Here is a 14,618-nt window from a genome sequence, read left to right as displayed (position 1 = left end):
GGGCCGGGATCTCCGGTGTGGCTCGCACGCACTGCACACATCAGGTTACAAGGCAGCCGTTAGGCTGGCGCCCGTGCCGATCTATGCCGCGTACGGGTCCAACATGGACCCCGAACAGATGATGCAGCGCTGCCCCCACTCGCCGATGGCGGGAACCGGGTGGCTCCACGGTTGGCGGCTGACCTTCAGCGGCGGCGACATCGGCTGGGAGGGCGCGCTCGCGACGGTCGTCGAGGACCGCCACGACGACGCGCGCGTGTTCGTCGTCCTCTACGACGTGCCCGAGGAGGACGAGCGCAGTCTCGACCGCTGGGAGGGCTCCGAACTCGGCATCCACCGCAAGATCCGGGTGCGCATCGACACCGAGTCCGGTGCCGTCCTCGCATGGCTGTACGTCATGGACGCGTACGAGGGAGGCCTGCCGTCGGCACGCTATCTCGGTGTCGTCGCCGACGCCGCCGAAGTCGCGGGAGCACCCGACGACTACGTGCGCGAGCTGCGAACTCGTAACAGCCGCAACGTCGGACCCGGCACCTCGGAGAGCTGACCTCCGCGCGTGGCCACCGGTACGGGCGCTACCGCCGGTACGACGTCACGAGATCGGTGAACACGCGCACTCCCACCTCGAGGGCGCGTTCGTCGAGATCGAACGTCGGCTGGTGCAGATCGAGCTGCGGCCCACGCCCCGTCCACACGCCGAGCCGGGCCATCGCCCCCGGCACCTCTTCGAGATACCACGAGAAGTCCTCGCCACCGCCCGACTGCGGCGTCTCGGCGAGCGCGTCGGGCCCGAGCGACCGGATGGACTCCTCGAACATCCGCGTCGACACCTCGTCGTTGACGACGGGCGGCACACCGCGCCGGTACTCGATCTCGTACTCGACGCCCGTCGGGGCGAGCAGGCCCGCCACGATCTCCCGCACGAGCGGCTCGAGCATCGCCCACGTCGCGTGATCGCCCGTCCGGACCGTGCCGGCCATCGTGCCGCGCTGCGGAATCGCGTTCGGCGCGCGGCCGGCGTTCACCGCACCCCACACCATGACGGTGCCCGTGCGCGGATCGATCCGGCGGCTGAGCAGGCCCGGCAGACCCGTCACGACGGACGCCATCGCGTACACGAGATCCGTCGTGAGGTGCGGTCGTGACGTGTGGCCGCCCGGCGAGCTCAGGACGAGTTTCACGGTGTCGGCCGCGGACGTGATCGCGCCGAGCCGGACACCGACCCGGCCGACCTCGATGCGCGGATCGCAGTGGATCGCGAAGATCCGCTCGACGCCCTCGAGCGCACCCGAGCGCACGACGGCGATCGCCCCGCCCGGCATGAGTTCCTCTGCGGGCTGGAAGATCAGCCGCACCCCGACCGGCAGGTCACCGGCCGACGCGAGCGCGAGCCCCGTCGCGAGCAGGACGGTGGTGTGGGCGTCGTGGCCGCACGCGTGCGAGACGCCGTCGACGGTCGACGCGTAGCTCGCACCCGTCATCTCCTGCATCGGGAGCGCGTCGATGTCGGTCCGCAGTGCCAGCCGCGGCCCCGTCGAGGGGCCGAGATCGCACGTCAGTCCCGTGCCGCCGGGAAGCACCTTCGGGCTCAGCCCGGCACCCGCGAGCGCATTCGCGACGAACTCGGTCGTCGCGAACTCGTGGAAGCCCAGTTCGGGATGTGCGTGGATGTGACGGCGCCACCGCGACAGTTCCTCTCCGTGCTCCTCGATCCACCGCTCGACCGCCGCGTTCACGCCCGCTCCTCTCCTTCGTGGGATCCGCCGTCTCCGGCCGACCCCGCACCGTCTCCGACCGACCCCGCACCGTCTCCGCCCGATCCCGCATCACCGATGCCGCTCCGGCGCCGCGCAACGCCGTCGAGCAGACGGGCGCGCTGCACGTCGTCCGTCGCGACCCGCGCGATCGCCCCTGCGAGCGCGAGCGCTCCGTCGACGATCGCGCGCTCGGCGGACGGGCCCACGCACGCGGCGGCGAACTGCGGCTGATGCGTGACCGCACCGCCGGACTCGACGCCGATGATCGGATGGATTCCCGGGACGACCCGAGTGACGTTACCCATGTCGGTACTGCCCAAGGGGCGCGACTCCTCCGCCGCCGCGGGAATCGGGGTGCGGCCCAGTGCTGCGATCTCGTCGCGGTACGCCGCCGCGAGCACCGCGTCCGGGGACAGTTCCTCGTAGGTCGGCGAGACCGTGCGCACGCTGTGCGTGCACCCCGTCGCGAGCGCCGCACCCGCGAAAGCAGCTTCGACGCGCCGCGTCAGGTCGGCGAGCGACTCCGCCGACCGCGCGCGCAGGTAGTAGAGCATCTCCGACCGCGCCGGAACGATGTTCGGAGCGTCACCGCCGTCGCTGACGATGCCGTGGATCTGCTGATCGGACGCGAGATGCTGCCGCAGCAGCCCGACGGCCACCTGGGCGACGGTCGCGGCGTCCGCGGCGTTGCGGCCGAGTTCGGGTGCCGCCGACGCATGCGTCTCGACGCCGCGGAACTCGACCGCGACGTCGGCGAGCGCGAGCGACACGGCGCCCACGATGTCGACCGGGCCCGGATGCACCATGACGGCGGCGGCGACGGAGTCGAACACACCGCGATGCAGCATGAGCACCTTGCCGCCGCCGGTCTCCTCGGCGGGAGTCCCGATCACCCGGACCGTGATGCCGAGCACGTCGGCGACCCGGGCCAGCGCGTGACCGGCGCCGACGGCGCTCGCCGCGATGATGTTGTGGCCGCACGCGTGACCGATGCCCGGCAGCGCGTCGTACTCGGCGAGCACGGCGATCTCGAGGTCACCGCTGCCGAACCGCGCGTCGAACGCCGTCGGCAGGCCCGCGACACCCGTCCGCACCTCGAACCCGAGACGGCGCAGCAGGTTCGTGATGCGTTCGCACGCGCGGAACTCCTCGAACGCCAGCTCGGGTTCTGCGTGCAGCGCACGCGACAGCGCGACGAGCTCGCCGGTGATCTCCGCGACCGCGCTCGTGGTGGAGTCACGAACACGGGGAGCCGGCGACTGCGGTCGGGTGGTCACCACCCGATTGTCCCACCGCCCGGCGTCACCGCTCCGCTCGTGTCACTGCCCGAACGAGAACGAGCTGCTCGCCGTCGGAGTCTCCAGCGCCTCGAGCGTGCGGACGTGCAGGCTCCGCTTGATCCCGCCGAGATTGGGGCCACGCTTGCCGGCGAGGGCACGCGCCCGCTCGACGGCAACGGCGAGGACGTCGCCCTCGCCCGCGGTGGCCTCGACGATCGCGGCGGCCTTCGCGTCCTCGCCGCCGTACCGGCGGCCGGTCGTCATCGCCTCGACCGCGGTCTGCTTGGGCAGGCGCCCCTCGAGCAGTCCCGCCATGCCGACGGTGAACGGCATCTGGAGGTCGACCTCGGGCAGCGACCAGTAGCCGCGGTCGGCGCGCATGACGCGGAAGTCGTGGGCCAGCGCGAGCATCGCGCCCGCGCCGAACGCGTGCCCCTGCACGGCCGCGACCGTCGCCATCGGGAACGCGAGCAGCCGCGTGTACACGGTGTGGACGCGATCGAGGTACTCCGGCAGCGCACCGAGGTTCGCGAACACGTGATCGGTGTCGAGACCGTTCGTGTAGAACTTGCCGGTCGCGGTGGTCACGAGCGCGGCGGGACCCTCGGTGGCCTCGACCTCGTCGAGCAGCGCGTGCACGCGGTCGATCCAATCGGGGTGGAAACGGTTCTCGTTGTCGGTCTCGTTCTCGTTGCCCAGGTAGAGAACGACAACCTCGCCATCGCGATCCAAGTACGGCATGAGTGGGAGACTATCGCCCCATGACAGCACCCGAGTCCGCCGAGCCCCCCTTCGAGCGCGCACAGGCCGCACCCGACGCCGCTGCTGCCGCCGCCGTGATCGCCGAGCGCACCGGTGTCGCCGAGCACGCCGTCGCCGTCGTCCTCGGCTCGGGCTGGCGCGACGCCGCCGATGTGCTCGGCGAACCGGACTCCGTCGTGCCGATGGGCGAGATCCCCGGCTTCACCCCGCCGTCGGCGCACGGCCACGCGGGCGTCGTCCGATCCGTGCGCGTCGGCTCCCGGAACGTGCTCGTCCTGCTCGGCCGCACGCACGCGTACGAGGGCCACCCGCTCGCGCACGTCGTGCACCCGGTGCGAACGGCGGTCGCCGCGGGCGCCCGCACCGTGATCCTCACCAACGCCGCCGGCGGGATTCGCGACGGGATGAGTGTCGGCGAACCGGTCCTCATCGCAGATCACCTCAATCTCACGGCCCGCTCCCCGCTCGTCGGGGCCGAGTTCGTCGATCTCGTCGACGCCTACTCGTCCCGGCTGCGCGGCCTGGCCCGCGAGATCGACCCCACCCTCGCCGAGGGCGTGTACGCGGGACTGCCCGGCCCGCACTACGAGACGCCCGCCGAGATCCGCATGCTCCGCACGCTCGGCGCCGACCTCGTCGGGATGTCGACCGTCCACGAGACGATCGCCGCCCGCGCGCTCGGCGCCGAGGTGCTCGGCATCTCGCTCGTGACCAACCTCGCCGCCGGGATGACGGGCGAGCATCTCGATCACGCCGAGGTGCTCGCGGCCGGCGCCGCGTCGGCTGCACGGATGGGCGGGCTGCTGCGGTCGCTCGTCGGACGACTGTGAACGACAGCACCTTTCGGCGAGACGTCGAGCGCTGGATCGCGGCCGATCCCGACCCCGCCGACGCGGCCGCACTGCGCGCCGCGAGCCCGGCCGAGCTCACCGAGTGGTTCGCGCAGCCGCTCGCCTTCGGGACGGCGGGCCTGCGCGGGCCGCTCCGGCCCGGCCCCGCGGGCATGAACCTCGCCGTCGTGCTGCGCGCGAGCGCCGGTCTCGCACAGCACCTCGCCGCGACCCACCCCCACGGCGAGCCGATCGTGGTCGGCCACGACGCGCGGCATCGCTCCCGGGAGTTCGCCCACGCCGCCGCCGAGGTGTTCGCCGGTGCCGGCTTCGAGGTCGTCCTGTTGCCGCGCGCGCTCCCCACGCCCGTCGTCGCGTACGCCGTCCGCACACTCGGCGCCGCGGCCGGCGTCCAGATCACGGCGTCGCACAATCCCGCCGGCGACAACGGCTACAAGGTGTACGTCGAGGGCGGCGCGCAACTCGTCTCCCCCGCCGATCGCGAGATCGAGGCCGCGATCGCGGGAGCCGGTCCCACGAACCGGATCCCGCGCACCCCGGTCGCCGTGAGCGACGACGCCGTCGTCGCGCGGTACGTCGCACGTGCGGCGTCGCTCGTGTCCGCACCGCACCGGTCCGTCCGGATCGCGCTGACCACGCTGCACGGCGTCGGCGGCGAACTCGGCGTCGCGACGCTGCGGCGTGCGGGTTTCGACGACGTGCACGTCGTCGACGAGCAGTTCGCCCCCGACCCCGACTTCCCGACGGCGCCGAAACCCAATCCGGAGGAGCCGGGCACGACCGACGCACTGCTCGCGCTCGCCCGGCGCGTCGACGCCGACCTCGCGATCGCCTTCGATCCCGACGCCGATCGGTGTGCCGTCGGGATCCCCACCCCGGACGGCTGGCGCATGCTGCGCGGCGACGAGACCGGCGTCCTGCTCGCCGAACACGTCCTCGCCCGCACGAGCGAACCCGATCCACTCGTCGCGACGACCATCGTGTCGTCGACCCTGCTCGACGTGCTCGCCCCCGCACGCGGAGCCCGCTGCGCGCGCACGCTCACCGGATTCAAATGGCTCGTGCGTGCCGGGGACGGGCTCGTCTACGCGTACGAGGAGGCGCTGGGCATGTGCGTCGACCCGGACGCCGTCCGCGACAAGGACGGGATCTCCGCGGCGGTCGTCGCAGCGGACCTCGTCGCGACGCTGCGCGATCGCGGCGAGACCGTCGCGAGCAGGCTCGACGACCTCGCGGTCGAGTTCGGGGTGTACGCGGCCGACCAGGTGTCGCTCGAAGCACGCGACCGCGCCCGGATCACCGAGGTCATGACGCGCTGGCGCACGCGGCCGCCGGACACACTGGCGGGCGAGCGGGTCTCGACCACCGACCTCGCGGCCACCGAGGGCTCGCAGCGTACGGACGCCGTTGTGCTCCAGGGCGATTCGTGTCGCCTCGTCGTCCGGCCCTCGGGCACGGAACCGAAGATCAAGTTCTATCTCGAGGTCGTCGAGCCCACGCCGAGCCGCGCCGCCCTCACGGACGCTCGCGCCCGGGCGCGGCAGCGGCTCGCCGCACTGCGCGGCGAGATCGGCTGAAGGTCAGCGCGGACCGAACTGACGATCGCCCGCGTCGCCCAGTCCCGGGACGATGTAGGCGTCGTCGTCGAGGCCCGCGTCCACGGCAGCGGTGACGAGCCGGACGGGATGGCCGCTCGCCTCGAGTGCCGCGACGCCCTCGGGAGCCGCGACGACGCACACCGCCGTGATGTCCGCCGCACCGCGGGCGACGAGAAGCTCGATGGTGTGGAGCATCGAGCCGCCCGTCGCGAGCATCGGGTCGAGGACGTACACGGGCGTGGGCGAGAGATCCGCCGGCAGCGACTCGAGGTACGGCACGGGCTGGTGCGTCTCCTCGTCGCGGGCGATGCCGACGAAGCCGACCCCCGCCTGCGGCACGAGCTGCGACGCGGTGTCGACCATGCCGAGCCCCGCTCGCAACACGGGCACGAGCAGCGGCGGGTTCGCGAGGGCGAATCCGTCGGTCGTCGTGAGCGGTGTCTCGACGTCGAACCGGGCCACCGGCGCGTCCCGCATGGCCTCGTAGACGAGCATGTGGGTCAGGCTCCGCAGCGCGGCCCGGAACGCCGCGTTGTCGGTGCGAGAGTCGCGCAGCGTCGTGAGGAGAGTCGCGGCGAGCGGGTGGTCGACAACGCGTGTGTTCATGGGCGCAGAATATCGGCCGACAGCCGGGGAACCGAATGCACGGCAGCTGCGTCACACTAGTGTGAGGTGCCCGATCGACGCAGGAGCCGATCGGCAGCGGGTGGGACTCGATCTACTGGGGGGCTTCGATGACCGATCTCGACGTCGACACCGGCGCGGTGGCCGACTTCTCCGCCGCCGCGGCAGCCGTCGCCGGGGACTTGCTCGGAGCCGCGGCGACGGCCGCGGCGGCAGGACCGGCACTGCTGGGACCGGTGTTCGGGCTGGTGGGCGGAGACTTCGTGGCTGCTTTCGCCGCGGCGCATGCCGATCACGTCTGCTCGATCGAGCGGCTGTCGGCGGTGTTTTCCGGCGTGAGCGCCGCCGCCGACGCGAGCGTGTCCGCGTACACCGGCACCGACGACGCGACCGCGACCGCCCTCTCCGGCACGGCCGCGCTCTCCGCCACGATGGAGGTGTGACGCGATGATCGATCTGCTCGCGAAACCGATCCTCGATCTCGCCGACACCCTGGGCACGGGTGTCCTGCCGGGCGGTGGCCCCGCGGATGCACTGCGCAGCGCATCCGCCACCGTCGAGCGCGTCCACGACTCCGGACGCCGCGCCGTCGCCGCAGTCCACGGCGAGTGGAACGGCACCGCCGCGACGGCCGCACTGGTCCGGACCGAGGAGGCGCAGCGGTCCGCCACCGCGATCGCCGACCGCGGCGAGGAGATGGCCGCGATCGTCGCCGAGGCCGCCGAGTGCATCCGCGCAGGAACGGAAGAGCTGCGCGCCATCGCGCAGTCGTTCGTGCAGGTCGCCACGGCAGCCCTCCCCGCGCTCGCCACGCCGGCCGGCCTCGGCGTCCTCGTCTCGCTCGCGCTCGAACACCTCTCTCGCGCCTCGGCCGTCGTGGCGCGCGTGCGGTCCGAACTCGACGGCTACACCGCCGCGATGCGCGCGTGCACCCCCGTCGCCGTCCCCGAACCGCCCGGCGGCGCCGCGACGACGAGTGCAGCGGCGGCCACGGGCGTTGCCACCACCACGGCCGCCGCAGCCCCCGCGAGCCCGCTGAGCGCCGCGACCACGACGGCGGCCTCGGCGCTCGGCGGCTCCGGCACGTCGGGCATCTCGGGGCTCTTCGCCCCGTCCGATTCGCGCGTCTCCCCGGCGGCAGCAGCGGTGGGCGCCGCCCCCGGTTCCGCGGCCACGGGCACGAGCGGTGCCGCGGACCGCGGCGAGGGCGTTCGGGTCGTCCTGCCCGACGGAACCACGGCGATCGCCCCGAACCAGGCCGCCGCGGACGCCGTACGCAACGCCCTCTCGCAGCAGGGCGTCCCGTACGTGTGGGGCGGCACCACCCCCGGCCAGGGCCTCGACTGCAGCGGTCTGACGCAATGGGCCTACGGCGAGGCGGGCGTGGGCCTGCCGCGCCTCGCGCAGGAGCAGAACGTCGGCATCCCGGTCGACTCGAACGAACTCATGGCCGGTGACCTCGCGGTGTGGGACGGCCACGTCGCGATGGTCATCGGCAACGGACAGCTCGTCGAGGCAGGAGATCCCGTCTCGGTCGGGCCGATCCGCACCACGAACAGCGGCATGGCGTTCATGGGCTTCTACCGCCCGACCACGTGATCGCCCGGCCCGAACACGTTCCCCGCCGTCCCCGCCCGTCGACCGATCGGAGCCCCGTGTTTCCCACTCCCCCACCCGCACCGCCCGCGACGGCGGCCGTGAGCAACCGTGCCAGGACCGTCACGGTGCGCACCACCGAGCAGGGACTGCCGCTCGCGATCCGGATCGACCCGCGCGAGCTGCGCTACGGCGGCACACGGCTCGCCGACGAGATCCTCGAACTGTGCCGGCGCTCGGCCCTCGAGGCGGGTGCGCGCCGTCGCGACGATCTCGCCCGCGCCGGCGTTCCGGGCGACATCCTCGACCGGCTCGGACTGCCCACGCGCGCCCAGGTCGCCGAGACGCAACGCTCCCAGGACGAAGCCGAGAGCGCACCCACGAGCTGGATGAGGCCCGTATGACGACACCACAGCCCGCACCCGGCGCCCCGGACATCGACGCGATCGTCGAGCGGGTCCAGAACCAGGTCGCGGTACTCGACCAGGCCCTCGGCGATCTGCAGGGCGTCCGTGGGCGCGCGAGCAGCCCCGACGGGCTCGTGACGGCCGAGGTCGACGGCAACGGCGCGCTCGTCGGGCTGTGGATCGACGACGCCGTCGCACGCCACGACGCCGCCCACGTCGCGATGCTCGTGACGCAGACCGCCTCGCGTGCCGCCGCCGACGCCTCGGCACACCGCGAGCAGCTGATGGCGACGTTCGCCGACGACTTCGCCGATCCGCCCCGGTGACCCGAGTGACCGGAGTGACCGAACCCCGCTACTGATTCGGCGTCCGGGTCGATAGGCTTCGGCCATGGCTGGCGACATCGTTCCCATCGAACTCGGGCTGACCGACGGCGACTACGTCACGCTGTGGGCCCCCTCGTGGCGCGAGGGCGACGACGAGTGGGAGGCGCTGCTCGGTCACGACGAGGACCTCTACGGGTTCGAGTCGACCGCCGAGCTGGCCGCCTTCGTCCGCACGAACGACGACAACGACCTCGTCGAACACCCGTCGTGGAAGCTCGTGACCGCGCTCGGCGCGCCCGAGTTCGAGCCCGAGGACCGGTTCCGCTTCGATCTCATCGGCGTTCCGGAACTCGCGGCGAGCGACCCGAGCGCCGACGTCGTCACCGAACTCGGCGAGACACTCGACATGGCACGCACCATCGGCGACGTCTGCGAACTCGACGATGTCACCAAGTTCTTCGCGTCCAATCTCGTGTTCCGCTCGCTCGGCGCCGGCCCGGACGCCTTCGTCGGCCGTGAGGGCGAGGCCGCGTGGGATCGCATCGGCGGTGCCATCGCCCAGGGGTGGGACGCCGTCCTCGACGCGATCGACGACGTCCTCGCCTCGCCCGAGGTCGATGCCGAGGCACTCGCCGTCGCCGAGGCCGAGATCGTCGCCGCCGACGAGAACACGACGACGACCGAGGACGACACCGACGAGTTCGACGACGACCTCGAGATCGACGCGGACGACGACGACGAGGACGACGGCACGCGCAGCGACATAGCCGCCGCACCCGTCGCGCCCGTCCTTCGGGGCACCGTCGACGAGGACGAAGCCGACGAGGACGACGGCGGCTTCTGGGGCGAGGTGGGCATCGATCCCATCCGCATCATCACGACCGGCCAGGAACTGTTCACGCTCCGCTGCTACGTCGGCGACGACGCCGTCTTCCTCGGCAACGCAGGCCGGATCTTCGTGTTCACGACGGAACGGGCACTCGCCCGCTTCCTCGCCGACAACCACGACCACGCACTCGCGCGCGTGAGCACGTACGAGCAGGTGCAGATCGCGGCGGTCGACGGCTCGCTCGAGATCGAGGTCTCCGACGACAACGTCTACGTCCTGCCGGGGATCGCCGACGATCTCGCCGACGGCCCCACCGCCGTCGACACCGAGCAACTCGAGCTCGCCGTCGAACTGTTCACCGATGCAGCGGATTTCGCTGGCGACGACGCCGTCGACATCGCGCTCGCGACCTCGACCCCGCTCGGCTGGTACGTGTCGTTCCTGTTGGAGCCGGATCCGTCGCGGCTCGCGCCGAGCGCCCCGTTCGATCAGGAGTCGCAGGCGTGGCGCGACCTCGAGCAGGAGTTCGAGACGCGGCTCGACCACACCGAGTGAGCACCGGCCCCGCGCGGGCCTCACTCAGCCCATCACGACGGCGTAGCCCGGCTTGATGACGTCGTCGATGATCGCCAGCCGCTGATCGAACGGCAGGAACGCCGACTTCATCGCGTTGATGGTGAACCGTTCGAGATCGGGCCAGCCGTACCCGAAGGTCTCGACGAGCCGCGCCATCTCGCGACTCATGCTCGTGTCGCTCATGAGCCGGTTGTCGGTGTTGACCGTGACGCGGAACCGCAACCGCGCGAGCAGATCGAACGGGTGGTTCTCGAGGGCGTCGACGGCCCCGGTCTGCACGTTGGAGCTCGGGCACAGTTCGAGCGGAATCCGCTTGTCGCGGACGTAGTTCGCGAGGCGCCCGAGCCGCGCCTCGCCGCCCGGTCCGAGGTCGATGTCGTCGGTGATGCGGACGCCGTGGCCGAGCCGGTCGGTCCCGCAGAACGCGATCGCCTCGTGGATCGACGGCAGCCCGAACGCCTCCCCCGCGTGGATCGTGAAGTGTGCATTGGCGTCTCGCATGTACTCGAACGCGTCGAGGTGCCGGCTGGGCGGGTTGCCGGCCTCGGCGCCCGCGATGTCGAAGCCGACGACGCCGCGGTCGCGGAAGCGGACTGCGAGTTCGGCGATCTCGCGCGACCGTGCGGCGTGGCGCATCGCCGTGAGCAGCAGACCCACCCGGATCCGCCGGCCGGACGCCTGCGCCTGCGACTCGCCCGACCGCAGCCCGGCGAGGACGTGCTCGACGACCTCGTCGAGCGTCAGTCCACGGTCGAGGTGCTGTTCGGGAGCGAAGCGGACCTCCGCGTAGACGACGCCGTCGTCGGCGAGATCCACCGCGCACTCGCGGGCGACGCGTTCGAGCCCGGCGGGGGTCTGCATGACGGCGACGGTGTGCTCGAACGTCTCGAGGTAGCGCTCGAGCGAGCCGCTGTCGGCCGCCTCGCGAAACCACGTCGCGAGGCCGTCGGCGGTGCCGGCGGGAAGGGCGGTGTAGCCGCACTCCCCCGCGAGTTCGAGGACCGTCGCGGGCCGCAGCCCGCCGTCGAGGTGATCGTGCAGCAGCACCTTGGGGACGCTGGGCAGCGCGGCGATGTCGACCGTGGACTGTGCGGATGTGCGCTCCGAGTGCGTCATGGCACGACGTTAACGCCCGGACCCGCCGATCCGCTCGATCACGAGGGCGCGTCGTTCGGGGGCGCGCCGTTCGGAGGTGTGGGCGCCGAGGGTCACCGCCGCGGTGAGCCGTTCGCGGGCGGCGTCGAAGTACTCCGGGGTGTCGGTGTGCATCGTGAACAGGGTGTCGCCGCGGCGCACCGCGTCCCCGATCGCGGCGTGGATCTCGACGCCCGCCCCCGCCTGCACCGGATCGCCCTGCCGTTCGCGACCCGCGCCGAGCCGCCACGCCGCGAGCCCGACGGGCAGCGCGTCGATCGCCGTCACGACGCCGTCGGCGTCGGCGGTGACGATGTCGGTGTGCCGCGCGGTCGGCAGCGGCGCGTCGGGATCACCGCCCTGGAAGCGCACCATGGCCCGCCAGCGGTCGTACGCCGCGCCGCTGCGCAGGACGTCGGCCGGATCGACCGCGTCCAGCCCCGCGGCCGCCAGCATCTCCCGGGCGAGCGCGAGGGTGAGCTCGACGACGTCGGCCGGCCCGCCGCCTTCGAGGACCTCGCACGACTCGCGGACCTCGAGGGCGTTGCCGACGGTGGCGCCGAGCGGTGTGGACATGTCGGTGAGCAACGCACTCGTCGCGACGCCCGCGTCCGCGCCGAGTTCGACCATCGCGACCGCGAGTTCGCGCGCGGCGTCGGCGGTCTTCATGAACGCGCCGGAGCCGACCTTGACGTCGAGCACGAGCGCGCCCGTCCCCTCGGCGATCTTCTTGCTCATGATCGAGCTCGCGATGAGTGGGATCGATTCGACGGTGCCCGTGACGTCGCGCAGCGCGTACAGCTTGCGGTCGGCCGGTGCGAGATCCTCGGTCGCCGCGGCGACGACAGCGCCCACCCCGGGATCGGCGAGCGCGGCACGCATCCGGTCGACGGTGAGATCGGCGCGCCAGCCGGCGAGGGATTCGAGCTTGTCGAGCGTCCCGCCGGTGTGCCCGAGCCCGCGCCCGGACAGTTGCGGCACCGCGGCGCCGCACGCCGCGACGAGGGGCGCGAGCGGGAGCGTGATCTTGTCGCCCACACCGCCCGTCGAGTGCTTGTCGACGGTGGGCCGCGTGAGGCCGGGGAAGTCGAGCCGGGTGCCGGAGCGCACCATCGCCGCGGTCCAGTCCGCGGTCTCGCGCCGGGTCATCCCGCGCAGGCAGATCGCCATCGCGAGGGCCGCCATCTGCTCGTCGGCGACGCGATCGCCGCGGGTGTAGGCGTCGACGATCCAGTCGATCTGCGCCGTCGACAGCTCGGCGCCGTCGCGTTTGGCGACGACGACGGACACCGCGTCGAACGCGTCGCCGCTCATCGGGTCAGCCTGCCCGCCTCGTCGGGCCCGAACGCGTCGGGCAGAAGCGCTGACAGGGGTACCGGCCCGGCGCGATGATCGACGAGGAGGCCCGGGCCTCCGTGCTCGTGGAGCACCTGCCGGCAGCGCCCGCACGGCATGAGAACGGCGCCGTCGGAGTCGACGCATGCGAGGGCGATCAGACGCCCGCCACCGGAGGTGAACAAGTTACCGACCAGTACACATTCGGCGCACAGCCCGAGTCCGTATGAGACATTCTCCACATTGCATCCCACGACGATTCGGCCGTCGTCGACGAGTGCGGCAGCACCCACGGGGAACCCCGAATAGGGTGCCCACGCGCCCGCCGCGATGTCATGCGCTTTGCGCCGCAACACATCCCACTCTACTGCCACCATGACCACATATCCTGGCACGGTGTGACGGACGCGGCACACCGAACCCGTTGAGCCCTCCCGCCATTCGGTTAGGCAAACCTCATTTGCCGGACCCCGCGGGTACGAATCGGGGAGCGAATTAGTTCCGCCGATTCTCTTGGGTTTAGAGTTCAGTGAAGTCGGTTCAGGATGGTGTCGAGTCATGCTCGAAATCAGGGTCGAATGTCACCGATGCGCCAGGCGCTTCGGCACGAGTGGCCCACAGCCCCACGGCTCGCCCGTCCACCAAAGACGTTGGAGGCATAGCACTCGATGACAACCACGGCTGAAGCCGCTCCCAAGCGGGAGCGCACGCGGTCGCTCTACCGGGGCGATCCCGGTATGTGGTCCTGGGTACTTCACCGGATCACTGGCGTACTGACCTTCTTCTTCCTGTTCGTGCACGTGCTCGACACCGCCCTCGTGCGCGTCGATCCCGACACGTACGACCGGATCATCGAAACGTACAAGAATCCGATCGTCGGGCTCATGGAGATCGGGCTCGTGGCCGCAGTGCTGTACCACGCGCTCAACGGTATCCGCGTGATGCTCGTGGACTTCTGGTCCAAGGGACCGCAGTACCAGCGCGTGATGCTCTGGGTCGTCCTCGGCGTGTGGTTCGTCGTGATGATCCCCGGCGCGGGCCGCATCCTCTACAACACGTTCGCGGGGCACTGACATGGCGACTACTTCGGGCAACGAGGCCGTGAGCCTCGGCAAGACCTTCGACCGGCCGGCGAGCCTCGACAACCCGCGTGCACCGCGGCGTCAGGCCAAGAACAACTTCGAGCTCTACGCGTGGTTGTTCATGCGCTTCTCGGGCCTCGCGCTCGTCGTGCTCGTCCTCGGGCACCTCTTCATCATGCTGATCCTCGACGACGGCGTGCACCGCATCAACTTCGCGTTCGTCGCGGGCCGCTGGTCCAGCCCCTTCTGGCAGGTGTGGGATCTGCTCATGCTGTGGCTCGCCCAGCTGCACGGCGGCAACGGTCTGCGCACCGTCATCGCCGACTACTCGCGCAAGGACTCCACTCGATTCTGGCTCAACGCGATCCTCGCGATCTCGATGATCCTGATCATGGGCCTGGGTACCTACGTGATCTTCACCTTCGACCCCAACATCTCCGCGAGCTAGGGGAGCACAGACT

General features: G+C 71.6%; 17 protein-coding genes. 10 read left to right on the top strand and 7 right to left on the bottom strand.

Annotation, left to right across the window (positions count from 1 at the left end; genetic code table 11):
• The first annotated feature begins 73 nt into the window (after positions 1-73).
• The gene (locus RR1_RS04690; RefSeq protein ID WP_010839263.1) at positions 74-547 is read left to right on the top strand and encodes a gamma-glutamylcyclotransferase family protein; all 474 of its coding nucleotides are present in this window, start codon (positions 74-76) and stop codon (positions 545-547) included.
• A gap of 28 nt (positions 548-575) precedes the next feature.
• On the opposite strand, the gene RR1_RS04685 is transcribed toward RR1_RS04690, so the two are convergent.
• The 3 genes from RR1_RS04685 to RR1_RS04675 form a co-directional block, all read right to left on the bottom strand.
• Positions 576-1,736: a M20 family metallopeptidase gene (locus tag RR1_RS04685; RefSeq protein WP_010839264.1), complete on the bottom strand. Its 1,161-nt coding sequence runs from the start codon at positions 1,734-1,736 to the stop codon at positions 576-578.
• Positions 1,733-2,968, bottom strand: a complete 1,236-nt coding sequence (locus tag RR1_RS04680; RefSeq protein ID WP_143153712.1) for a M20 family metallopeptidase — start codon at positions 2,966-2,968, stop codon at positions 1,733-1,735. The genes RR1_RS04685 and RR1_RS04680 overlap by 4 nt, the downstream gene beginning before the upstream one ends.
• 108 nt (positions 2,969-3,076) lie before the next feature.
• Positions 3,077-3,778, bottom strand: a complete 702-nt coding sequence (locus tag RR1_RS04675; RefSeq protein ID WP_010839266.1) for an enoyl-CoA hydratase/isomerase family protein — start codon at positions 3,776-3,778, stop codon at positions 3,077-3,079.
• A 20-nt stretch (positions 3,779-3,798) separates the two neighbouring features.
• Here RR1_RS04675 and RR1_RS04670 point away from each other — a divergent pair, with 20 nt between their 5' ends.
• Positions 3,799-4,629, top strand: a complete 831-nt coding sequence (locus RR1_RS04670) for a purine-nucleoside phosphorylase (protein WP_010839267.1) — start codon at positions 3,799-3,801, stop codon at positions 4,627-4,629.
• Positions 4,626-6,227 (top strand): phospho-sugar mutase, encoded by a 1,602-nt coding sequence (locus RR1_RS04665; RefSeq protein WP_010839268.1) that lies wholly within the window; start codon positions 4,626-4,628, stop codon positions 6,225-6,227. The genes RR1_RS04670 and RR1_RS04665 overlap by 4 nt, the downstream gene beginning before the upstream one ends.
• Before the next feature lie 3 nt (positions 6,228-6,230).
• On the opposite strand, the gene upp is transcribed toward RR1_RS04665, so the two are convergent.
• A complete protein-coding gene (gene upp / locus RR1_RS04660; RefSeq protein ID WP_010839269.1) occupies positions 6,231-6,854 on the bottom strand; it encodes a uracil phosphoribosyltransferase in 624 nt (207 codons plus the stop codon).
• A 128-nt stretch (positions 6,855-6,982) separates the two neighbouring features.
• On the opposite strand from upp, the gene RR1_RS04655 reads away from it, so the two are divergent.
• The 5 genes from RR1_RS04655 (at position 6,983) to RR1_RS04635 (ending at position 10,585) form a co-directional block, all read left to right on the top strand.
• Positions 6,983-7,315 (top strand): type VII secretion target, encoded by a 333-nt coding sequence (locus tag RR1_RS04655; protein ID WP_010839270.1) that lies wholly within the window; start codon positions 6,983-6,985, stop codon positions 7,313-7,315.
• 4 nt (positions 7,316-7,319) lie between these two features.
• Entirely contained in the window at positions 7,320-8,471 is a 1,152-nt protein-coding gene (locus RR1_RS04650) for a C40 family peptidase (RefSeq protein ID WP_010839271.1), read from the top strand.
• 56 nt (positions 8,472-8,527) lie between these two features.
• Complete coding sequence (locus tag RR1_RS04645) at positions 8,528-8,872, top strand: hypothetical protein (RefSeq protein WP_010839272.1); 345 nt, start codon at positions 8,528-8,530, stop codon at positions 8,870-8,872.
• Positions 8,869-9,201 carry a YbaB/EbfC family nucleoid-associated protein gene (locus tag RR1_RS04640; RefSeq protein WP_010839273.1) on the top strand — a complete coding sequence of 111 codons (333 nt, stop codon included), beginning with the start codon at positions 8,869-8,871 and terminating at the stop codon, positions 9,199-9,201. The genes RR1_RS04645 and RR1_RS04640 overlap by 4 nt, the downstream gene beginning before the upstream one ends.
• A 64-nt stretch (positions 9,202-9,265) precedes the next feature.
• Complete coding sequence (locus RR1_RS04635) at positions 9,266-10,585, top strand: SatS C-terminal domain-containing protein (protein ID WP_010839274.1); 1,320 nt, start codon at positions 9,266-9,268, stop codon at positions 10,583-10,585.
• 24 nt (positions 10,586-10,609) lie between these two features.
• On the opposite strand, the gene RR1_RS04630 is transcribed toward RR1_RS04635, so the two are convergent.
• From RR1_RS04630 to RR1_RS04620, 3 genes are read right to left on the bottom strand one after another with little or no spacing between them, the layout of a single operon-like run.
• Positions 10,610-11,722 (bottom strand): adenosine deaminase, encoded by a 1,113-nt coding sequence (locus RR1_RS04630; RefSeq protein ID WP_010839275.1) that lies wholly within the window; start codon positions 11,720-11,722, stop codon positions 10,610-10,612.
• 9 nt (positions 11,723-11,731) lie between these two features.
• Positions 11,732-13,054 carry a thymidine phosphorylase gene (locus RR1_RS04625; protein ID WP_010839276.1) on the bottom strand — a complete coding sequence of 441 codons (1,323 nt, stop codon included), beginning with the start codon at positions 13,052-13,054 and terminating at the stop codon, positions 11,732-11,734.
• Entirely contained in the window at positions 13,051-13,452 is a 402-nt protein-coding gene (locus RR1_RS04620) for a cytidine deaminase (protein WP_040774425.1), read from the bottom strand. The genes RR1_RS04625 and RR1_RS04620 overlap by 4 nt, the downstream gene beginning before the upstream one ends.
• Positions 13,453-13,743: 291 nt before the next feature.
• Between RR1_RS04620 and sdhC the strand changes: the two genes are divergently transcribed.
• Positions 13,744-14,148: a succinate dehydrogenase, cytochrome b556 subunit gene (gene sdhC, locus RR1_RS04615; RefSeq protein WP_071990763.1), complete on the top strand. Its 405-nt coding sequence runs from the start codon at positions 13,744-13,746 to the stop codon at positions 14,146-14,148.
• A 1-nt stretch (position 14,149) separates the two neighbouring features.
• The gene (locus RR1_RS04610; RefSeq protein ID WP_010839279.1) at positions 14,150-14,605 is read left to right on the top strand and encodes a succinate dehydrogenase hydrophobic membrane anchor subunit; all 456 of its coding nucleotides are present in this window, start codon (positions 14,150-14,152) and stop codon (positions 14,603-14,605) included.
• Positions 14,606-14,618: the final 13 nt, after the last annotated feature.

Origin of the sequence: Rhodococcus rhodnii NBRC 100604 (assembly GCF_001894925.1) — a bacterium.
GTDB classification, from domain to species: domain Bacteria; phylum Actinomycetota; class Actinomycetes; order Mycobacteriales; family Mycobacteriaceae; genus Rhodococcus_F; species Rhodococcus_F rhodnii.
The sequence above is the reverse complement of the archived record's forward strand: the minus strand, read 5'-3'. Positions and strand labels throughout refer to the sequence as shown.